Origin of the sequence: Rhizobium sp. NZLR8 (genome assembly GCF_019685025.1) — a bacterium.
Taxonomy (GTDB): domain Bacteria; phylum Pseudomonadota; class Alphaproteobacteria; order Rhizobiales; family Rhizobiaceae; genus Rhizobium.
On the sequence record NZ_JABDVY010000006.1, the window covers coordinates 273227 to 295368 of the forward strand.

The 22142-nt window shown below is 61.4% G+C and carries 17 protein-coding genes; 5 read left to right on the plus strand and 12 right to left on the minus strand.

The genetic code is table 11. The features are described from left to right. Positions 1-23 precede the first annotated feature (23 nt). Together HJB89_RS16365 and HJB89_RS16370 are read right to left on the minus strand one after the other, a co-directional pair. On the minus strand, positions 24-2237 hold the full coding sequence (locus tag HJB89_RS16365) for a bifunctional diguanylate cyclase/phosphodiesterase (protein WP_221140980.1): 2214 nt from the start codon (positions 2235-2237) through the stop codon (positions 24-26). A gap of 206 nt (positions 2238-2443) precedes the next feature. Further along, positions 2444-3817, minus strand: coding sequence for a GH1 family beta-glucosidase (locus HJB89_RS16370; RefSeq protein ID WP_221116603.1), 1374 nt, complete (start codon positions 3815-3817; stop codon positions 2444-2446). Positions 3818-4030: 213 nt separating this feature from the next. Here HJB89_RS16370 and HJB89_RS16375 point away from each other — a divergent pair, with 213 nt between their 5' ends. Beyond that, positions 4031-4435, plus strand: coding sequence for a DoxX family protein (locus tag HJB89_RS16375; RefSeq protein WP_207581840.1), 405 nt, complete (start codon positions 4031-4033; stop codon positions 4433-4435). A gap of 76 nt (positions 4436-4511) precedes the next feature. On the opposite strand, the gene HJB89_RS16380 is transcribed toward HJB89_RS16375, so the two are convergent. From HJB89_RS16380 to HJB89_RS16400, 5 genes are all read right to left on the minus strand, one after another. Next, positions 4512-5699, minus strand: a complete 1188-nt coding sequence (locus tag HJB89_RS16380) for a Gfo/Idh/MocA family protein (RefSeq protein ID WP_221150205.1) — start codon at positions 5697-5699, stop codon at positions 4512-4514. Between the two features lie 200 nt (positions 5700-5899). Continuing rightward, positions 5900-6952, minus strand: a complete 1053-nt coding sequence (locus HJB89_RS16385) for a sugar phosphate isomerase/epimerase (protein WP_221131734.1) — start codon at positions 6950-6952, stop codon at positions 5900-5902. A gap of 351 nt (positions 6953-7303) precedes the next feature. Beyond that, positions 7304-8251, minus strand: coding sequence for a substrate-binding domain-containing protein (locus HJB89_RS16390; RefSeq protein ID WP_207581843.1), 948 nt, complete (start codon positions 8249-8251; stop codon positions 7304-7306). A 100-nt stretch (positions 8252-8351) separates the two neighbouring features. Further along, positions 8352-9356: an ABC transporter permease gene (locus HJB89_RS16395; protein WP_207581844.1), complete on the minus strand. Its 1005-nt coding sequence runs from the start codon at positions 9354-9356 to the stop codon at positions 8352-8354. An 82-nt stretch (positions 9357-9438) separates the two neighbouring features. After that, positions 9439-10965: a sugar ABC transporter ATP-binding protein gene (locus HJB89_RS16400; RefSeq protein WP_207581845.1), complete on the minus strand. Its 1527-nt coding sequence runs from the start codon at positions 10963-10965 to the stop codon at positions 9439-9441. A 168-nt stretch (positions 10966-11133) separates the two neighbouring features. On the opposite strand from HJB89_RS16400, the gene HJB89_RS16405 reads away from it, so the two are divergent. After that, on the plus strand, positions 11134-12165 hold the full coding sequence (locus HJB89_RS16405; RefSeq protein ID WP_207581846.1) for a LacI family DNA-binding transcriptional regulator: 1032 nt from the start codon (positions 11134-11136) through the stop codon (positions 12163-12165). 90 nt (positions 12166-12255) lie between these two features. On the opposite strand, the gene xylA is transcribed toward HJB89_RS16405, so the two are convergent. The 5 genes from xylA to HJB89_RS16430 all read right to left on the minus strand — a co-directional run bounded on the left by xylA (position 12256) and on the right by HJB89_RS16430 (position 19322). Next, the gene (gene xylA / locus HJB89_RS16410) at positions 12256-13566 is read right to left on the minus strand and encodes a xylose isomerase (protein WP_207581847.1); all 1311 of its coding nucleotides are present in this window, start codon (positions 13564-13566) and stop codon (positions 12256-12258) included. Between the two features lie 216 nt (positions 13567-13782). After that, on the minus strand, positions 13783-15237 hold the full coding sequence (gene xylB / locus HJB89_RS16415) for a xylulokinase (protein ID WP_207581848.1): 1455 nt from the start codon (positions 15235-15237) through the stop codon (positions 13783-13785). 19 nt (positions 15238-15256) lie between these two features. Beyond that, positions 15257-16279 carry a LacI family DNA-binding transcriptional regulator gene (locus tag HJB89_RS16420; RefSeq protein ID WP_207581849.1) on the minus strand — a complete coding sequence of 341 codons (1023 nt, stop codon included), beginning with the start codon at positions 16277-16279 and terminating at the stop codon, positions 15257-15259. A 208-nt stretch (positions 16280-16487) separates the two neighbouring features. Beyond that, a complete protein-coding gene (locus HJB89_RS16425) occupies positions 16488-18086 on the minus strand; it encodes a DHA2 family efflux MFS transporter permease subunit (RefSeq protein WP_207581850.1) in 1599 nt (532 codons plus the stop codon). A 27-nt stretch (positions 18087-18113) separates the two neighbouring features. Further along, a complete protein-coding gene (locus HJB89_RS16430; RefSeq protein ID WP_207581851.1) occupies positions 18114-19322 on the minus strand; it encodes an HlyD family secretion protein in 1209 nt (402 codons plus the stop codon). Between the two features lie 152 nt (positions 19323-19474). On the opposite strand from HJB89_RS16430, the gene HJB89_RS16435 reads away from it, so the two are divergent. From HJB89_RS16435 to HJB89_RS16445, 3 genes are all read left to right on the plus strand, one after another. Beyond that, complete coding sequence (locus tag HJB89_RS16435) at positions 19475-20155, plus strand: TetR/AcrR family transcriptional regulator (protein ID WP_207581852.1); 681 nt, start codon at positions 19475-19477, stop codon at positions 20153-20155. Positions 20156-20271: 116 nt separating this feature from the next. Next, complete coding sequence (locus HJB89_RS16440; RefSeq protein ID WP_221150206.1) at positions 20272-21111, plus strand: AraC family transcriptional regulator; 840 nt, start codon at positions 20272-20274, stop codon at positions 21109-21111. 218 nt (positions 21112-21329) lie between these two features. Then, positions 21330-22079 carry a TerC family protein gene (locus HJB89_RS16445; protein ID WP_221116600.1) on the plus strand — a complete coding sequence of 250 codons (750 nt, stop codon included), beginning with the start codon at positions 21330-21332 and terminating at the stop codon, positions 22077-22079. Positions 22080-22142 lie beyond the last annotated feature (63 nt).

Genomic DNA, 22142 nt, shown 5'->3' on the forward strand with positions numbered 1-22142 from the left:
CTGCCTGAGGGAGGCGTTGCCGGTCAGGCTGCGCCGATGCGGCGCCGGGCCGCCGGCTCCGCTGCGCGTCGCTCGTTCAGCATCTCGGTGATAAGCTCGGCCGTCACCGGCTTTCCGAACAGATAACCCTGCAGGCAATCGCAGCCGAAGAGGCGCATGGCGATTGCCTGCTCCTCGGTCTCGATGCCTTCGGCCGTCACCGGAATGTCGAGCGAGCGGGCAAGCGCCACCGTCGCCTGCAGCATCTCGCGCTGGCGTTTGTCCTCGTTGACACCCATGACCAGCGAGCGGTCGATCTTGATCCGGTCGAAACCGAACTGCCTGAGATAACCGATCGAGGAGAAACCGGAGCCGAAATCGTCGAGCGCCACTTTGACCCCCAGCGCCTTCAGCCGGTCGATCGACTGGCGGGTACGCTGCGGATTCTGAATCATGTAGCCTTCGGTGATCTCGAGCGTAATACGGCCGGCCTCGATTTCCGTTTGTTTCAGCACGTAGCGCACATAGTCGGCAAAGGCGGGATTGCGGAACTGGCCGGGCGAGACGTTGACCGAGACGTTGAGTTCCGGCCATTGCTTGGCTGTCTCGCAGGCCTTTCGCAGCACGAACAGGCCGAGCGATTCGATGAGACCGCTGGTCTCGGCGATCGGGATGAATACCTCTGGTGAAACAGGCCCGTGACCCGGACGGTTCCAGCGTACCAGTGCTTCGACACCGGTCGGCGCATGGGAGACCGCATCGATCAATGGCTGGTAGGCCAGCGTCAGGTCGCCGCTCTCGATGGCCATCCGGAGATCGAGTTCCAGCGCATTGCGCTGCTCTCGATCCGCATCCATCGACGGATCGTAGAGCATCATCCGCGCGCGGCCGGCCTCCTTCGCCTTGTACATGGCAAGGTCGGAGCGGCGCACCAGTTCTTCACGCTCGATCATGCCGCAAGGCGACATGGCGATGCCGATGCTTGCGCCGACGACGACAACGCGGCGACCGATCTCCAGCGGCTCGACAAGAAAATCGAGGATCTGCTCGGCAAGCTGCAGTGCGGCGGCATTCTCGCTGTCGGAGAGAAAGGCGATCGCAAATTCATCGCCGCCGATCCGGGCGAGAACTGCGCCTTGCGGAATGAGCACGTCGAGACCGGCCGCAACCGCGCGGATCAACTGGTCGCCAGTGCCGTGGCCATAACTGTCATTGACCTCCTTGAAGCCATCGAGGTCGAGATAGAGGAGCAGCACGTTGCGCTTGGACTGGCGCGCCTCGACGACGAAGCGGTCGACGGCAAGCCCGAGACCATCGCGATTGGAAAGACCGCTCAGCCGGTCACGCAGCGCCTCCTCGCGGGCGCTGTTTTCCTCGGCCTTCAGCCGGCGGCCGGCAAGCCAGCCGATGACCAGCAACACCACGAAGAACAGACCGACGAGGCCGAGCGCCTGCAGGACCATCGGCCGCACCTGTGCGTAGCCGACATCACCCGGTGAACGCGAGGTCCAGACGAGTTTTTTGAGCGTTCCCCCGGCCGGATCGACGATCGGTACGAAATAATCGGCCTCGAAGCTCGCCGACGCCAGCTTCAGCCCGCCGATGACATAGGTCTGGCCGAGCGCCGCCACCCGGTCATTGTCGAGATGGCGGGCAAAAACGAGATAGCGGTGTTGGCCGGCGGGCACATCCAGCGCGCCGGATTTTTTCCGCACCAATGCGACGCCGACAGCAGCGACACCGCGTTTGGTGGTGACGAACCCGACCGCTTGGGGCGTACCGGCCGGGCCGGCCGTCTTCGCCGTCTCGAACAGGGTCCAGAGCGACGGCGCGAAGAAATCCGCGAGCGGCTCTTCCATCGGCTTGCCGTCGCGATAGGCCATGATCGGCGTCTTCCCGTCATCGATGATGATCGCCATGTCGAAAAGCGCGCTGTTGACCGACATCTCGCCGTAATTGCTCACCGTCCAGGCCATGCCATCGGGCGAATAGACGTTGACGGCGGCATCGTCCCAGGCAGCGTAATCGTCGAGTGTCGCGCCAAGCTGGTCCTCGAAAGTCTTCAACGCCCCGATCGTCGTTTCGCGCGAGCGCTCATCATCGAGGAGATTGGCATTTTCGGCCACGCGTTCAAGCGCCGTCAGCACCATGACGGTGACGATTGCGACGATGACGGCAAAGGAAAAAAGCACGCCCGTAACGGTAATGTGACGGCCTATTCCCAATCCCTTGCTCTGCGGCTTTCCGGCTGTCTGCATTACGGCTCCCTGACCGTCAGACTTTGCCAGCCAAGGGTTCAAAAACGTTTAAGCAACCGGCTGTTGCAGGTTTCGAACGATCTATTTTTCTGCCTGGATTGCCATCGCGAAATGACGGCAAGCAGCATCGACTCGCCGTGCCGCGCCGGAGAGCTTAAATGAGACGCAATAGACTCCAAACCGGCGCCTATATCAGGCCGACGGCGCTAACCCGGCCTGTGATTGCCCTTCGGGAATTTGGCAGCAAGTTCGCGGTACCATTTGCCGCTCTGTTTTATTGTGCGTACCTGGGTCTGATAGTCGACATGGACGAGGCCGAAGCGCATGCGGTAGCCTTCGGCCCATTCGAAATTGTCCATCAGGCTCCAGGCGAAATAGCCGCGCATGGGGTAACCACCCTTGATCAGACCGGCCACCACATCGAGATGGTCACCGAGATAATCCAGACGCATCCTATCGTCGACCTCGCCGTCGACGATATCGGTGTTGTCGCAGGCGCCGTTCTCGGTGATGTAGCATTCCGGCAGTTCGTACCGGCGGTAGAGGTCCTCGATCAGGAGCTTCAATCCCGGCGCATAGATTTCCCAGCCGATATCGGTCTTGACGTCGCTTGCCGGCGGCGCTTTCACCGTCCACGGGAAATCGCCCTTGCGTTCGGCATCGTCGGTGACCCGCTCGGGCGTGTAGTAATTCAGACCCCACCAGTCGAGTTTCTGGCTGATGAGCTTCATGTCGCCGTCCTCGATGGCGGGCATGCGGTCGCCAAGCGCCTCGACGAATTCTTTCGGATATTCGCCCTTGAAGACCGGATCGAAGAAGGCGCCGTTGTGGAACTGGTGCGCCCTTTCGGCGGCTGCAAGATCGGTCGGGCTGTCGGAGCCGGGGATGATCGAAGCGGCGTTGAGCACAAGCCCGACGGGCACATCGGGGGCTTCCGAGCGGATCGCCTCGACGCCGAGGCCGTGGGCGAGGTTCATATAATGCATGGCGTGAAGGGCGGCCTGCATATCGCGTTCGCCCGGAGCATGGATGCCGTAGAGGTGGCTCAGCCAGACGATGCACCAGGGCTCGTTGAAGGTCGCGACCTTATCGAGGCGATCGCCAAGGCGGTTCATCACCGTCTTGGCATAGCGCTGAAACGCATAGGCGGTCGAGCGCGCCGTCCAGCCGCCGTCGCCGGCGAGCAGCAACGGCAGATCCCAGTGGTAGAGCGTCGCGTAGGTCTTGATCCCCCGCGCCTTGCAGCCGTCGACCAGCCGATCGTAGAAATCGAGACCGGCCTCATTCACCGGACCCGTGCCGTCGGGGATAATGCGCGGCCAGGCGATCGAGAAGCGATAGGCTTCGACGCCCATCTCCTTGATGAGATCGAGGTCCTGCTCCAGTCGGTTATAGTGGTCGCAGGCGACGTCGCCATTGTCGCGATGATAGACGCGGCCGGGCATATTGCAAAAGGCATCCCAGATCGATGGCTTGCGGCCGTCGGCCTTGCTGGCCCCTTCGATCTGGAAGGCGGCGGTGGCGACGCCGAAGGTGAAGTCGCCGGGGAAGCGCTGTGCGAGTTTCTGCGGATCGATCATCTTAAAATCCTATCTCTAGGTTGGCCGTTTGCGCGGGATTTAGCCAAGCGTGAAGGCAAAGTACAGGCTGGCAGCGAGAAAAACTGCAACGTTGCAGGAAGTCCCCTCTTCCCGTCTGCCCGCACTCATAACGGCAATGTCAGCAGGCGTGACTTGCTGTTGAGGCCACGATCCTTACACGGGAAATGGCATCACAAATGTGAAAGGAATCCCATGCTCTCTTCGGTCCATCTGCTGCAGCCTCATCTGCTGAGCCTGCTGCGCATCGTCTCGTCACTTGTACTTTTCAGCTACGGAACGCAGAAGATTTTGCATTTTCCGGTTGCGGCCAGCGTGCCGGCCGCGGGCTCGCTCTCCTGGATTGCCGGGCTTATCGAACTCACCCTCGGCTTCCTGGTCCTGGTGGGATTCCAGACCCGTATCGCAGCCTTCGTGCTCTCCGGCCTGATGGCCTTCGCTTATTTCATCGGGCATGCGCCGAAAGGCATCTACCCCGCGCAGAACGGCGGCGTCGCGGCAATCCTGTTCTGCTTCGTGTTTCTATATCTGGTGGCGGCAGGCGCAGGACCGTTGAGCGTGGACAACCTGCTGAAGCGTGGCCGCACGGCCGCAGCCTAATCACCATAAACAAAAACGCCGAGGCGACTTTGAGCTCGCCTCGGCGTTTTTCATTGGGTGACGCGGATCGGCAGATTCAGACCTTGACCCATGCGCCGTTTTTCTTGGAAGAGGCGACGCAAGCCTCGACAAAGGCCACACCCTTCACACCGTCATCGACAGTAGGGTAGACCACTGCCTTGTCGACGGCCTTGCCCTTCTTGCGGGCATTGATCGCATGCGCGGCTTCGGTATAGATCGTCGCGAAGGCTTCGAGATAACCCTCCGGATGCCCAGACGGCACGCGCGAGACGCGGCCGGCAGCCGCGCCCGAACCGGCGCCGCCCCGGGTGATCAGCCGCTTCGGTTCGCCGAACGGTGTGTACCAGAGGTAGTTCGGGTCCTTCTGAGTCCATTCCAGCCCGCCCTTGGAACCGTAGACGCGGACCATCAGGCCGTTTTCATGGCCGGGCGCCACCTGGCTGCACCAGAGCATGCCCTTGGCCGGCTTCTCCGAGCCCTTGGCCTTGAAGCGCAGCATCACATGGGCGTTGTCATCAAGCCGGCGGCCGGGAACGAAACTGTCGAGATCGGCAGCGAGACTGTCGAGCTCCAGGCCTGACATGAAGGCGGCGAGATTATAGGCATGCGTGCCGATATCGCCTGTGGAGCCGCCGACGCCGGATTGTGCCGGATCGGTACGCCAGGCGGCCTGCTTCTGGCCGGTCTGCTCGACCGCCTCAGTCAGCCAGTCCTGCGGATATTCGGCCTGGACGACACGGATATCGCCGAGTTCGCCGTTCGCGATCATCTCGCGCGCCTGGCGGACCATCGGATAACCGGTGTAATTATGCGTGAGCACGAAGAGCGCGCCGCTCTCGTCGGCAATCTTCTTCAGCTTCTTCGCGTCAGCAAGGTTCGATGTCAGCGGCTTGTCGCAGATGACATGGATGCCGCGCTTCAGGAATTCCTTGGCGGCGTCGTAATGTACATGGTTCGGCGTGACGATCGCCACCGCCTCGATGCCGTTCTTCAGCTTTGCCTCGCGGATCGCCATCTCGCGGTAGCTGGAATAGGTCCGCGACGGATCGAGGCCGAGATCGCGGCCTGACTGAACCGCCTTTTCAGGCGTCGACGACAGCGCGCCGGCGATAAGATCGTACTGATCGTCGATGCGTGCCGCGATCCGGTGCACCGCACCGATAAACGCGCCGCCGCCGCCGCCGACCATGCCGAGGCGGATCCGCGGCTCGCGGGTCTGTTCCGATGATGCTTCGATTGCCATTCTGTCCTCCTGAAATTTAAAACTTGGTGCGGATGCGCCCCTCATCCGGCTGCCGCCACCTTCTCCCCGCAGGCGGGGAGAAGGACGATGCCGCTATGTCCCTCGCCACTCTCTACCGTTTGATGTGGGCAGGTCCCCTCTCCCCGTCAGAACGGGGAGAGGGTTAGGGTGAGGGGCAGCCTCGCAGCACGCCCTATGTCTTAGAGCCCCAGCATGCGCCGGTTCGCCGCCTGGTCGGTGCCGCTGCCGGCAAAATCGTCGAAGGCCTTTTCGGTGACGCGGATGATATGGGCGGCCACGAATTCGGCCCCTTCGCGGGCGCCGTCCTCCGGATGTTTCAGCGCGCATTCCCATTCGACCACGGCCCAGCCGTCGAAATTATTGGCCGTCATCTTCGAGAACACCGCGCCGAAATCGACCTGGCCGTCGCCGAGCGAGCGGAAGCGGCCGGCCCGTTCCACCCAGCCCTGATAGCCGCCATAGACGCCCTGGCGGCCGGTCGGATTGAACTCCGCATCCTTGACGTGGAACATCTTGATGCGGTCTTTGTAGATGTCGATATTGTCGAGATAATCGAGGCACTGCAGGACGTAGTGCGAGGGATCGTAGAGCATGTTGGCGCGCGGATGGTTCTTCACCCGCTCCAGGAACATCTCGAAGGTGATACCATCGTGCAGATCCTCGCCCGGATGGATCTCGTAGCAGACGTCGATACCGTTCTCATCCGCATGGTCGAGGATCGGCGTCCAGCGGCGGGCGAGTTCGTCGAAGGCGGTCTCTACCAGGCCGGCAGGACGCTGCGGCCAGGGATAGATGAACGGCCAGGCGAGCGCGCCAGAGAAGGTCGCATGCGCCTTGAGGCCGAGGTTTTTCGAGGCCGTCAGCGCCATCTTGACCTGCTCGACCGCCCATTCCTGGCGCGCCTTCGGATTGCCCCGCACCTCGGGTGCGGCAAATCCGTCGAAGGCTTCGTCATAGGCTGGGTGAACGGCGACGAGCTGGCCTTGCAGGTGGGTGGAGAGTTCGGTGATCTCGATGCCGTTTTCGCGGGCCTTGCCGGCGAATTCGTCGCAATAATCTTTGGACGTGGCGGCCTTCTTCAGATCGATCAGCTGGCTTGCCCAGGTCGGCACCTGGACGCCCTTGTAACCGATGTCGGCCGCCCATTTGGTAATCGCGTCCCACGAGTTGAAAGGAGCGGTATCGCCCGCGAACTGGCCAAGGAATAGGCCGGGGCCTTTGATCGTCTTCATGTCAGATTCCTCCCTGAATATCGACCGTAAACGTTTCTGAAGTGTTGTAGCACGCAATTTGGCGGGCGCAAGGCGCCTCCTTACCTTACAGCGCCGCGCGTCTGAAAAGACGCGCAAAGGACGCTGTAACACTTAGGATCGCTGCACAATTTTATCCTTAAATCGATTCCGATTTAAGGAATTATGCAGTAGCCAGCGGATTTGGCGCGAGGCCGGAAGCGAATGGCGCGAGCTAATCACGGTGGGCTTTGGCGGACAAGAGGTACGTGCAGCATTTTCGGCTGTACCCTGGATCGACGCATTAAAAATGCGCCCATCCTTTCGAATGGGCGCATGTCTCCAGTCGATGGATCAGAACGGAGAATCCGGGAAGTAGAAGTCCTTGGCATTGTCCTTGGTGACGAGCGTCGCGTCGAGGATGTAGCTGCCGTGAACCGGGACCTGATCGTAGAGTGCCGCCGCCGTCAGCTCCATTGCCGTGCCGACCATTGCCGGCGGATAGAGGACGTCGACCGGGATCAGCTTGTCGCCGTCCATGACCTTCTTCACCATGTCCTTGGAGCCAGCGCCTGCGACGACGTATTTGATGTCGGTACGCTTGGCCTGCTCGATTGCCTGCAGAACGCCGACGGCCATGTCGTCGTCCTGGCACCATACGACGTCGATCTTCTGGTACTTGGTCAAGTAGTCCTGCATGACCTTGAAGGCATCGTCGCGGTTCCAGTTGCCGTACTGGCGGTCGAGAACCTTGACGTTCGAGCCGGCAATGCCCTTGTCGAAGCCGTCCTGGCGCTGCTGGTCGATCGGGATCGGCAGACCGCGGATGACGACGACCTGCGCATCAGGCGTGGTGTCCTTGATGTACTTGCCGGCGACTTCGCCGAGAGCCGGATTATTGCCGGCGACATAGAGGTCGCGCACGGAGTTGTCGTTGCTTGACGGCGCGCGGTCGACGAGGGCGACGAACTTGCCCTTGCCCTTGACTTCCTTGATGGCATTGACGAGCGGATCCGGATCCGACGGCAGGATGACGAGGGCGTCGATGCCCTGTGTATCGAGATCCTGCACGGCGTTTGCCTGGCTGGCAGCGTCCGGCGAGGTCTTGACGATGACGTTGAGACCGGGATGTTCGGCCATCAACAACTTGGCGGCGCGCTCGGCATGAAACACCACGCCCGACGTCCAGCCATGGTCGGCGGCCGGAATGGAGACGCCGATGGTGAATTTCTTGTCCTCGGCGTGAGCGGCGCCGGCGAACGTCACCGCCGCAACCGCCAGGCCCAACATCAATCTATGCATGCTATTTCCTCCCAATAATTTCAGGGACTTTTCCATATCGGGACCGGACGCCCTGAAGCCCGGTCAATTGCAAGCCCCGGTCAATGCAAACCTGATTATTTCATGATTTGCGCACCAGCGAGCGCTGGACGAACATGGCGATGATGATGATCGCACCCTGGATGGCGCCGATCAGATACTCGCTGATGAAGTTCGAAAGCAGCATGATATTGCCGACGAGTTCGAGAATGAAGGCGCCGCAGATCGTCCCCCAGACCCTGCCGGCGCCGCCCTTCAGCGCCGTGCCGCCGACGACGACGGCCGTGATCGCCTGGAGCTCCCACAGGATGCCCGTTGTTGCCGACGTCGAGCCGAGACGGGGAACATAGAGCAACACGGCAATGGCGACGCACAGGCCCTGGATGACGAAGGCAATCGTCCTGACGCGATTGACCGCGATGCCGGAATAGCGGGCAACATCGCTGTTTGATCCCACAGCAACAACGTGGCGGCCATAACGTGTGCGATAGAGGATAAAGGCGGCAACCGCCGTCACTGCCAGGATCACCACGATCGGTACCGGCACACCGGCGATAGTGCCGAAATAAGCAGGACGATAGAGCGTCTGGATATCGGCGGAGCGAAGAGTGATTGCGCCGCCCTGCGACAGCCATGTCGTCAGGCCGCGATAGATGCCCATCGTGCCAAGCGTTGCGATGAAGGGCTCGATCTTGCCCACCGTCGTGATCAGGCCGTTCGCCAGGCCGCAAAGCGCGCCGGCGACGATCGTGAAGACGGCCGCGACCGTCAGCATCAGGACCGGGTTTTCGATGGCGCCCGAATTCATCAGCAGGATCATCAGGCTGGCGACGAAGGCCACCATCGAGCCGACCGACAGGTCGAGATCGCCTGCTGAGATCACGAAGGTCGCGCCGACCGCAATGATGGCAATGAAGGCGCTGCGCGTTGCGACATTGGCAAGGTTGGTGATGCCGATGAAATTGGGATTGACCAGGGCCCCGACGATCAGGAGCAGTGCCAGGGCGACGAAAGGCGCGACCGCACGCAGATCGACATCCCGCCAGGATCGGCGCCGGATTTCCCTGGTCTCCTCGTTGACACTCATTTCCAAAACCAACCTCCCGTCCCATACCTGCTGGGCGTCTTGTCTGTGATCGGCGTCGTCGCGACGACGCTTCGTGTTCGGCTTAGGCAGCCGCCTTCTTTTTAAGCCCGGCGGCGTAACGCATGATCTCCTGCTCGGAAATCTCATCGCCCTCGAGCACGCCGACGATATGTCCTTCACGCATCACCACCACCCGCGTGCAGAGGCCAATGACCTCCGGCATCTCCGACGAGACGACGATGATCGAACGGCCGTCCCGGGCCAGCGCCGAGATGAAATGATAGATCTGCTGTTTGGTGCCGACATCGATGCCGCGCGTCGGCTCGTCGATGATGATGATGTCGGGCTCGGTCTCCATGACCTTGGCCAGCAGCAGTTTCTGCTGGTTTCCACCCGACATCCGGCCGGCGACGATATTGCCGTCGCGCACCCTGATGTCGAAACGGCGCTTGGCCTTCGCCAGAGCACCCGCTTCGCTGCCCGGGCTGAGATAGCCTCGGCGAGAATGCCTTCCGAGCGATTGCAGGGTCAAATTGGTCATCATGCCGGAGCGCAGCAGCAGGCCCTTCGACTTGCGGTCCTTGGTCATGTAGGCGAGCCCGCAGCGATTGGCGGCATGGACATCGCCGGAGGGAACCGCTTCCCCCTTGATGACCACCTCACCCTCGAGACGGGTCCGCAACCCGGCGATCGCTTCCATCAGCTCGGTGCGGCCGGAGCCGATCATACCGGAAAAGCCGATGATCTCGCCCTTGCGCACCTCGAAGCTCGCATCCCTCACATAGCCCGTCGACACCGAAGCGACACTGAGGACGACCTCCTCGTCGACATCAGGTTCCACTTTGGCGGGATAAAGGCTCGAAAGCTCGCGGCCAACCATCAGCTGCGCGATCGATTCCCCGTCCAGAATCGACGTCGGCGACGTCTTGATCCACTGGCCGTCGCGTAGCACGGTGACACGATCAGTCAACTCCATCACTTCGTCGAGCTTGTGCGACACGAAGACGAAGCTCGTACCCTGGTCACGCAGCTTGCGAACCTGCTTGAAGAGCATATTGGTCTCTTCCCGCGACAGCACCGCGGTCGGCTCGTCCATGAACACGACCCGCGCGTCGCGGCTGATTGCCTTGGCGATTTCGACCATCTGCTTGTCGGCGATGGAAAGCGTGCTGATCTGCGCATTCTCATCGACATGCGAACCGAGCACATCGAGAACTTTGCGTGTCTCCGACCTCATATATTTGCGGTCGAGCACGCCGAAGCGCGTGACTTCGCGCCCGAGAAAGAGGCTTTCCGTCACGGTCAGATGTTCGGCGAGGTTGAATTCCTGGTGAATGATGACGATGCCAAGCGCCTCGGCAGCGCCGTTGGGCGGCAGGACGACAGGCTTGCCGTCGAGCAGGATTTCGCCGGAACTCGGCTGTTCGAAACCGGACAATACCTTGACAAGCGTGGATTTGCCGGCGCCATTTTCACCCATCAGCGCATGGATTTCGCCGGCGCGGAGATCGAAATTCACGCTGAAGAGGACCTGCACCCCACTGAAGGATTTGCATATGCGCCTAGCGGACAGCACCACGGGTGCAGTGTCGGCAGTCTCCACGGTCATCAGATCCTCCCCAAGCGGTTCTCCGGCCGCTAAGGACCTTATGTAAACCTTTACATACATCGTGTAAAGGTTTACATCGTTGATTTACACAGATCAGTTGAAGCCTGCCTTTGACCTCCCGACAAGTCTGTGTAGTGTCGCGGCGAAGACAGCCCAAGGCAGAGCCCAGTGTCGAATTCCACGCCCGCAACAATCGAAGACGTCGCCCGGATCGCCGAGGTCTCCATCGCGACGGTGTCCCGGGCAATCCATATGCCGGAGAAGGTCGCCAATTCCACCCGCCTCAAGGTCAACCAGGCGATCGCGATCACCGGTTACACCACCAATGCCATGGCGCGCAGCCTGAGGCTCGGCCGCTCCAACATGATTCTCGTCGTGGCGCCCGATATCGGCGACCCCAATTTCTCCAACATTCTCGTCGGGTTGGAAAACGAGGCGCGCGCGCACGGCTACGGCATCCTGATCGGCCACACGCAGAACGACGCCCAGCGCGGGCTCGAATATCTGAAATTCTTGAATTCCAACCAGGCAGCCGGGCTTATCCTGTTTACCGGCATCCTGCCCTTCGGGCATCAGACGATGACTGCGCGGCTGCCGCCGAGCGTCGGCGTTTTCGAGCCTGTCTTCAACGGCGGCATTCCCTATGTCGGCGTCGACGATACCGAGGGCGCCAGGAAAGCGGTGGACCTGCTGCTGGCCGAAGGGCATCGAAAGATCGCCTTCATCGGCGATTCGCGCACCCGGCTTGCCTATACCAGACGCCGCATGGGCTATGATGCCGGCCTCGACGCCGCCGGCGTCCCGCCCGACTTGCGGATCGTGCTCGAAGGCGATGGCACGATCGAGAGCGGGCGGCATGCGGTCGAACAGCTTTTCATGCGCGACACGCTTCCGACCGCCTTCATGTGCGTCAACGACCAGACCGCGATCGGCGTCATGATCGGGCTCGGCGCGCGAGGCTACGACATTCCGGGGGATTTCTCGGTGACCGGTTTCGACGACGTGCCGCAGGCCGTCTTCATATCCCCGCCGCTGACTACGATCCGCCAACCGAGAACGGCGATCGGAAAACAGGCGATGGCGCTGCTGCTCGAACTCCTGTCCGATGGCCGGCCGACCGAAACGGAAATCCTGCTCCGGCCGGATCTGGTGGTTCGAAACTCCGTCTCTGCGCCGTCGCGCAACTGGTCGAAGCGTTGAGCCGATAGAGATAGAGGCTGAGGACATAGCGCCCGCAGCCGTTCAGAAAGGGTTGCGCCGACGACCGCTGGCCGCCGCCGGCGCGCTTGATCAGACGTAACGATTGACGACGTTCTCGAGCAGTTCCTGCTTGCCGGATCTCGGCTGCGGATTGACGTCCTTGGTCTCGACCCAAGTCGTGATCTCATCCAGCGAATACTCGCCGCGGAAGAGCTTCTGCGCCTCGGCGGATTCCCAGCCGGCATAACGATCGGCGAGCGGCTGCGACAGAGCCTTGTCCTCGATCATCCTGGCAGCGGCCTTCAGGCCGCGGGCGCAGCAATCCATTCCGCCAATGTGACCGATCAGCAGATCCGCCGGCTCGAGAGACTGGCGGCGCAGCTTCGAGTCGAAATTGGTGCCGCCGGTTTTGAAGCCCCCGCCTGCCAGAACGTGATAGTAAGCGAGCGCCATTTCGGGAACATTGTTCGGGAACTGGTCGGTATCCCAGCCAGATTGGTAGTCGTTGCGGTTCATGTCGATCGAGCCGAAGATGCCGAGCGCATTGGCAAGCGCCAGCTCGTGCTCGAAGGAGTGGCCGGCGAGGATCGCGTGGCCCTGCTCGATATTGAGTTTCACCTCGTTTTCAAGTCCGTGCTTCTTGAGGAAGCCATAGACGGTCGCAACGTCGTAATCGTACTGGTGCTTGGTCGGCTCCTGGGGCTTCGGCTCGATCAGGATCGTGCCCTTGTAGCCGATCTTGTGCTTGTATTCGACGACGAGGTTGAGGAAGCGTCCGAGTTGGTCGAGCTCACGTTTGAGATCGGTGTTGAGCAGCGTCTCGTAGCCTTCGCGGCCGCCCCAGAGCACGTAGTTCTCGCCGCCCAGCTTCTGCGTCGCGTCGATGCAGGTCTTGACCGTCGCGGCGGCGAAAGCAAAAACGTCAGGATCCGGGTTGGTCGCCGCACCGGACATGTAGCGGCGGTTGGAGAACAGGTTTGCCGTGCCCCAGAGCAGCTTGGTGCCGGTTGCGGCCTGCTTCTCGGCGAAGTAGTCGACGATCTCATTGAGGTTTTTGGTGTTCTCGGCGAAATTCTTGCCCTCCGGACGCACGTCGGCGTCATGGAAGCAGTAATAGGGCGAGCCGAGCAGCGAGAAGAATTCGAAGGCGACGTCGGCCTTGAGCTTGGCGGCCTTCATCGTGTCCTCGAACCAGGGGCGCAGGAAGGTCTGGCCACCGAAGGGGTCGCCGCCCGGCCAGGTGAAGGTGTGCCAATAGGCCACGGCAAAGCGCAGGTGGTCTTCCATGCGCTTGCCCATGACGATCTCGTCCGGCTGGTAATGGCGGAAGGCCAGCGGATTGGTGCTGTCGGGGCCTTCGTATTTTATTTTCTGGATATCGCCGAAAAATCCGGTGCTCATCTTGGGTCTCCTTGGGTCGGTAGTTCAGTCTTATCGTCTGTGCCATCCAGCCCCTTCATCCGACCTTCGGGCCACCTTCTCCCCGAGGGGAGAAGAGGAACGGAGGCACCGCTGCGAGTCTCTTCTCCCCTCCGGGGTCCGAAGGACGGGCGAGACCCGCGGCTCGACCAGGCAAAGGTGCCGGCCGGCGGATGAGGGGGCCGCTGGCTCCAGTTCTCAATGCGCCAGCGATTTTATCGCCGGATAGAGTGCGCGGTAGCGCTTGTAGGCATCCTCATAAGTGCCGCTCAGTGCAGACACCGGCTCGATCGTGCCCGATGTCACCGGCGGCGTGCAGACGGCAATCGGATCTGCCCCGGTTGCCGCGATAAGACCGAGGCGGGCGGCGCCGAAGGCCGCGCCAAAATCGCCATCGGCCGGCAGGTCGACCGGAACGCCGAGCGCGGTCGCGATCGACGCCAGCCAGTAACGCGAGCGCGAACCGCCGCCGATTGCCGTGACGCGGGATATGCCGGTGCCGGCCGAGCGCAGCGCTTCGAGATTATCGCGGATGGCAAAGGCAACACCCTCGAGCACCGCCTGGGTCAGCACGACACGGCTGCTTTCATGTTCGAGGCCGATGAAGGCGCCGCGGATGACGGCATCATTGTGCGGCGTGCGCTCACCGGAGAGATAGGGGAGAAAGCTGACGCCGGTCGGCGCCTTCAGCGTCTCGCCGAGTTCTCCGGTCAGGTCGGCGGCCGATTTGCCGGTGACCCCGGAATGCCAGTTAAGCGCATCGGTGGCCGACAGGATGACGCCCATCTGGTGCCAGGTGTTCGGCAGCGCGTGGCAGAAGGCATGCACGGCGCTTTCCGGCTTCGGCAGATAGGAGCCGTTGGCGGCAAAAAGCACGCCCGACGTGCCGAGCGAGACGAAGGCGGCGCCGTCGCTGACCGTGCCCATGCCGCAGGCCGAGGCTGCATTGTCGCCCGCGCCGCCGGCAACGACGGCATCGCCGGAAATGCCCCATTGCGTAGCAAGTTCCGCCCGCAGCTTGCCGGCCTGCTCGGTGCCTTCGACGAGTGCCGGCATCTGCTCCTTGGAAAGATTGGTGGCAGCCAGCAGTTCGGACGACCAGGCCCGCTTGCCGGTATCAAGCCAGGAAGTGCCGGCCGAATCCGACATTTCGGAGATATATTCGCCGGTCAGCCAAAGACGCAGATAGTCCTTCGGCAGCAGCACCTTGGCGATCCTGGCAAAGACATCGGGCTCATGCTTCTCGACCCAGGCGAGCTTCGGCGCCGTAAAGCCAGGAAAGACGATATTGCCGGTAAGCGCGCGGAAGCGCGGATCGGCATCGAGGGCCGCAGCCTCGACGTGGCTGCGCGTGTCGTTCCAGAGAATGCAGGGACGCAGCACCTTGTCGGTGGCATCGATGAGCGTCGCGCCGTGCATCTGGCCGGAAAGGCCGATGCCCTTGACTGCAGCCAGCTCCTTCGGATGTTTCGCCTTGAGGCCGGCGACGGCCTCCTCCGTCGCACGCACCCAGTGGGCCGGCTCCTGCTCCGACCAGCCAGAATGCGGACGCGAGACGTCGAGCGCACCATTGGCCGAGCCGACGATCTTCTGATCGCCGTCGATCAGCATCGCCTTGACGCCGGAGGTTCCGAGATCGAGACCGAGATACATGGGGTATTCTCCTTTGCCGTTACGGCAGATTGTCTTTCAGAAATATGTCGAGGCGGATGCGCTCTTGCGCTTCGATGACGGCAAGCCCGTCCGCCTTGGCTTTCAATACACGGATGGCGCTACGCACTTCATGGCCGGCGTCCTGGTTGAGGATCGCATCGATCGTATTGTCGACGAGTGCTGCGCGCGTATGGGCGGTGAGCTCGTGGGCGATGACCGTCAGCGTCCGGCCGACGGCCTTCTCCTTCAACGCCCGGATCAGGCCGCGATTGCCGGCGCCTAGGCTGTAGACGCCGATGATATCGGCATTCCCGAGCGCGTCGGCAACGAGCCTATGGGCGACCTCGGGGTCGTCGCGGCCTTCGAGAACCGGCAGGATCGCAAGATGCGGAAACTCCGCAGCCATGACTGCGGCAAAGCCCTCCAGCCGCTCGCGATGGTCGCGCACCAGCATGGAGCCGGCGAGCACGGCGATCTCGCCCTTTCGCGATCCGAGAAATCGCCCGAGCAAGCGGGCCGCTGTACGGCCGGCCGCGATATTGTCGACGCCGGCATAATGATGGCGCAGCGATCCGGTGAGATCGGAAACCAGGGTGACGATGGGAAAGCGCTCGCGCACCAGCCTGTCGACGGTGGCGCGCACGTCAGGTGCATCGGTCGCGACCATCGCGATGCCGCAAGGCCTCTCCCGGGAAAGCTCTTCGAGCACGGAGACAAGGGCTGCCGGATCGAAAGCCGGCACCTCGATGGTGCGGATATCGGTACGCTCGGCCGGCGAGCGAAGCACCGCCTGCCGGATCTCGGCATTGAGCCCGTGCATGAAGGAATTGTCGCTGGCCGGAAGGATGAACACCAGTGGATAGGTACGTCCCTTGGCGAGATTGGCGGCGGCGACGTCTCTGATATAACCGAGCTCACGGATCGCCGTTTCGACCTTCTCCCGCGTGACGTGACGCACACCTGGGCGCTGGTTGAGAACCCGGTCGACAGTCGCAAGACTGACACCGGCGGCAGCGGCGATATCGTGAACTGTAGGCCTCATCATTCCTCCTGACGAGACCATTAGCGCCAAATTTGATGTACGTAAATCAAAAAATCGAACAGGCCGGTTCCCTTATCGATTTTCCGGTATTGATATCTGCTTCGGACTGATCCCGCCAGCGATCATCCGCCCGATGGCATAGAGGTCGGAAACCGGCAAACAAAAAGGCCCTCCGGAGAGGGCCTTTCAAGGGGCGGCAGGCCGGAGGTCAGTGGCCGCCACCGCCTCCCCCGCCTTGCGGCGCAGGTTTCTTGATCATGGCGACACCGAGGATCATCGCAACGAAAAGCGCGGTCAGGATGAGGAACACGTCGCTGAAAGAGAGGACGATCGCCTGCTTGGTGGCCAGACCGACCATCTGCTTGATCGCGACCGAGGCGCCATCCATGCCATAGGTGTTGAAATTGGCGGTCATGTTGTTCATCTGGTCGATCGCCGCCGGATTGCCCCAGTCCATATTCTCCCGCAGCCGTTCATAGTGCACGTCCTGTCGGTTGGTGAGCACGGTGTTGATGACGGCAAGACCGACGGCGCCGCCGAGGTTTCTGGTCAGGTTGAACAGGCCGGATGCGCCGCGGATGCGCGACGGCGGCATCGTGCCGAGTGCGATATTGTTGATCGGCACCATGCACATCATCAGCCCGAAACCGCGCAGGATCTGCGGGATGAACAGTTCGTAGAAATCCCAATCCGCCGTCAGGTGAATCATGATGTAGGTACCGGCGGCGAAGCTGGTGAAACCGATCACCATCATCAGGCGCAGGTCCATCTTCGTCGACAGCTTGCCGGCGATCGGCGCGGTGAAAAACATCGCAAGCCCGGAGACGAACATCGTCTGGCCGATCATCAGCGAATCATAGCCGCGGATGCGTCCAAGATAGACCGGGTAGATGTAGGTGAGGCCATAGAGGCCGATGCCCATGACGAAGGAGAAGATCGAGCCGAAGGAGAAATTCCGGTTCGAAAAGGCCTTGAGGTCGACGACGGGGAACTCCACCGTGAAGGCGCGATAGAAGAAGATGATGGCCGCAACGCACGAGGCGACGGCAGCGATGGCGATGGAGCTGTCGTTGAACCAATCGTTCGAATTGCCCTCTTCGAGCACATATTCCATCGCACCGAGGAAGATGCCCATCGAGAAAAGCCCCCACCAGTCGAACTTCTTGAAAAGCGACAGTTCCGGCTTGTCGAAATCGATGAAGTTCCAGGTGACGATCGTGACGATGATGCCGGGAACGATATTGACGAGGAACAGCCAGTGCCAGGAAAAGGCATGGCTGAGATAGCCGCCGACGGTGGGGCCAATGGTCGGCGCCAGCGTCGCGATCAGGCCGATGATCGGCGAAACGATGCTGCGCTTCGACGCCGGAAAGATGGTGAAGGCGGCCGCGAAGACCGACGGGATCATGCCGCCGCCGATAAAACCCTGGATGGCCCGGTAGACGATCATCTGGTCGATATTCGTCGCCGTCGCCGCAAGCGCGCTCGCCATGGTGAACCCGGCAGCGGAGATTGCGAAGAGATAACGCGTCGAGATGATGCGCGCCAGCGTGCCCGAAAGCGGAATCATGATCACTTCGGCGATCAGATAGGCCGTCTGCACCCAACCGACTTCGTCGCTGCCGGCCGAGAGGCCGGCCTGGATTTCGGCAAGCGAGGCCGAGACGATCTGGATGTCGAGGATCGACATGAACATGCCGAGCACCATCGCGAAGAAGGCGATGAGCTTCCTCGGATCCATGTGATCCTCGGCGTGGGCGGGCGCTGCCGGAATCGTCCCTGCTGTTGCTGTCGCACTTCCGGCCATCGGACCACCTCCGCCTTTTCTAAAGGCTTACTTGCTCGGCGCCGTGCGGGTGTCGACGTCGACGACGACGCTGAGGCCGGCGCGCAGACGCCCGCTGTCGAGCGCATCCTGCGGCAGCGCGATGCGCACCGGCACGCGCTGGATCACCTTGGTGAAGTTGCCCGTGGCATTTTCCGGCGGCAGCATCGAAAAGACCGAGCCGGAAGCCGGCGAGATCGATTCGACGGTCCCGACCACAGGATGATCGCTATAGGCATCGACATGGACGTTGACCTTCGAGCCGGGCACCAGATGCTGGATCTGCGTTTCCTTGAAGTTGGCGTCTATATAAAGCCGGCGCACCGGAACAAGCGCCATCAGACGCTGACCGGGAGAAACGAGATCGCCTTCCTGAACCGAGCGGTTGCCGACGATGCCGTCATAAGGTGCCTTGAGCACGGTGAAGGACAGGTCGCGGGCGGCCTTGTCGCGCGAGATTTCCAGCGAACGGACCGAGCCTTCGGCCTCCTTGCGTTGGGCCTGGAGAATGGTGATGTTAGCCTGCGCAGCAGTGATGTTGGCATCGCCGCCGGCAAGATTGGCTTTGGCCTGGTCGAGAGCGATATTGGCATTATCGAGATCGGCGGCGGTGCCGACCGACTTCGCCTGCAAATCGCTCTGGCGCTTCTGGGTGATCTCGGCACCGCGAACGGCCGCTTCGAGTGCCACCTTTTGCGCCCGCGCCTGCACGAGGCTGGCATTGGCGCCTTCGATCTGCGCGTCAATGCGCTGCAGCGAAAGCTGTTCAGTGGCGATCTGGGCCTCGGCCTGATCGAGGGCGTTCTGATAGTCGCCGTTATCAAGCGTGGCAAGCACGTCGCCCGCTTTGACTTCCTGGTTGGCGACTACATTCACTTTCGCGACGTAGCCCGTGACCTTCGGCGAAATCGTTGCAATATCGCCCTCGATATAGGCGTCGTCAGTCGACACCATGAAGCGGCCGTTCGTCCACCATTCGTAACCATACCAGCCGCCGCCCGCGAGAAGAGCGAGAACAAAGATCGGCAGCACCGGGCTGCGGCGCTTCTTCGCAGCTGCAGCGGCCGGAGCCGGCGCCGACTGCGCAGGCGCAGATGGCATCTCGCGGGCTTCCGCCGTCGGAGCTTCTGCAACGGCCGCGACTTCAGCAGTGGCCTCTTCGGCTCCGGCGTTTTCGCTAACGATCCGCGCGACGCTGCTTTTCTGGTTGCTCGACATGGCCACTTTACCGATCTTGGAGTAAGTAATCGAACTGAACGGTTCGGTTCAGTTGACTTAAACCTGTTTTACCGTCATATCAAGATGTATAGAACCAATCGGTTCGATTTCTTTTAAAGAAAAAACGAAACCGTGAACACGGTTAAGGATAAATGACGCTGAAACCCGACCACGCCGCCGTCTTCAGCCCTCCCGTTGGAGGAGGCCGATTTGCTGCGGGCGAAGATCCGGCCAAGCGTCAGCAGATTCTCGCCGGCGCCAAGCGCGTCTTCATGAAGATGGGTTTCGACGCCGCCAGCATGAACGACGTGACGCGCGAGGCCGGCGTCTCCAAGGGGACGCTCTACGTCTATTTCACCAACAAGGAAGAATTGTTTTCGGCGATGATCGAGGCCGAGCGCGCCGCCTTCGTGGCGGCCGTGCGCACGGCGCTTGCCGAACATGACGATCCCGAAGCCGGTCTGTACGAATTCGGGGTGAGCTTCGTCACCCATATGACCGATGAAAAGGTCATCAGTGCCATGCGCACCGTTCTTGGCGTGCGCGACCGCATGCCGGTGCTCTGCCAACGCTTCTTCAAGGGCCCGGAAAACCTGCGCACCATCATGCGCGACTTCCTGGAACGGCACATCGCCGAAGGCAGGCTCGAAATCGACGATATCGATCTGGCCGCCGGCCAGTTTCTCGACCTCGCCAGCGGCAGTTTCTTCAAGCTCCGCCTGTTCGGAAGCATGGAAGAGCCGCCGCATCGCGACGAAATCGAGCGCGTCATCTGCGGCGCAATCCGGGTCTTCATGGCCGCCTACGGCGCGCGCCAGCACGAGACCGTCTGATCCACCTTTGGCCCCACCGTTGACTGCCGCGCTCCATCGGCCAGAATCCCGCAATAGCGATCAAATCCGGATACCGGCTTTTCGTTAAGGAAGAAGCCGCAACCAGGAGATTGAGAATGAGCGCCGTCGGACGGGCGATCTGGTTCATAGAGAGCCATTTCGAAAACGATCTGTCGCTGGAAGAGATATCGGAAGCAGCCGGATTGTCGCGTTACCACCTGTCGCGCGTCTTCGGGCTCGTTACCGGCCACTCGATCAGCAGCTACATAAGAGGGCGGCGCCTCAGCCGCGCCGTGCCCGCATTGATCGGCGGTTCATCCACCATTCTCGAGGTTGCGCTTTGTGCGGGCTATGGCTCGCACGAGGCTTTCACCCGCGCCTTCCGCGACCAGTTCGGCGTGACGCCGGATGCTGCGCGTCGGCAAGGGCACGCCCGTAACCTTGTCCTGCTGGAGCCAATCAGAATGGACCCCACCCACCTCAACGACCTCGAACCGCCCCGCCTCGAAACCCTTCCGCCGATGCTGTTTGCCGGCTTGCAGGAAACCTACCCCTATGGCGGCAACGCCGCCATCCCGTCTCTCTGGCAGAAGTTCAATGCCCATTTCGGCCATATCTCGGGACAGAAAGGCAATGTCGCCTACGGCATCTGCACCCATATCGACGGCGAGGCGGAGATATTCCGCTATATAGCCGCGGCCGAAGTCGCCGATGCCGGTGATCTGCCGGCGGATTTTGCCACACTCAAGCTTCCCGGCCAACGTTACGTCGTCTTTGCCCACCGCGGCCATGTCTCCGGCATTCCCGCGACCATGCACAGGATCTTCGGCACATGGTGGCCGACCTCGGGCCTGGAACATGGCGAGACGCCCGACATGTTCGAACGCTACGATGAGCGCTTCGACCTCCATACAGGCATGGGCGTCACCGAAATCTGGCTGCCGATCAGAGCATGATGCCGAAAGTGTGAGCGGTTTTCTCATGACATCATGCTCTAACTCTTTAATTTAGAACAGGATTCAAATTTAAGGCCGACCCGGCCTTAAATCATCCTGTTCTAGGGAATAAAAGTCACAACGATTTCGTATACCCCCTTGCGGCGCTTGCGTAGCAGGCTACCGACACTACATTGCGCGCGTCATTCACGCATGTGACGCAAGAGGGATATACGCTTATGCAGGGAATCATGACGCTTATTCAGGATCCGGCCGCCTGGGTGGCGCTCATCACGCTGGTGGTGATGGAGGTCGTTCTCGGGATCGACAACCTGATCTTCATTTCCATTCTCACCAACAAACTGCCGCCCGAGCACCGGGAGAAGGCTCGCAAGATCGGCATCGGTCTTGCGCTCGTCATGCGCCTGGCACTCCTCGGCACCGTCGCCTGGATCGTGCAGCTGACCGAACCGCTGTTCGAGGCTTTCGGACACGGCTTCTCCTGGAAGGATCTGATCCTGATCGCCGGCGGCTTGTTCCTAGTCTGGAAAGCCACCAAGGAAATTCACCACAGCGTCGATCCTATAGACCAGCAGGAGGATTTCATCGCGAAATCCACCACGACAGGCTTTGCATCGGCGATCGGCCAGATCCTGCTGCTCGACCTTGTCTTTTCGGTCGACAGCATCATCACCGCCGTCGGCATGACGCCGCATCTGCCGATCATGGTGGTCGCCGTCGCCGCCGCCGTTACCGTCATGCTGGTTGCCGCAACCCCGCTTGCCAACTTTATCGAGCGGAACCCGACGATCGTCATGCTGGCGCTCGCCTTCCTGCTGATGATCGGCACGACGCTAATCGCCGAAGGCATGGGCTTCCATGTGCCGAAGGGCTACGTCTACGCCGCCATGGCCTTCTCGGCGCTGGTCGAGGTGCTGAACATGTTTGCGCGCAATGCCCGCAAGCGCAAGCGGGAAGGCGCGCATTGAGGTTGAAGCGGGAAGGCGCGCCGAAAACCGGCGCGCCGCTCCTCAATGCCATCGGGCCTTTGC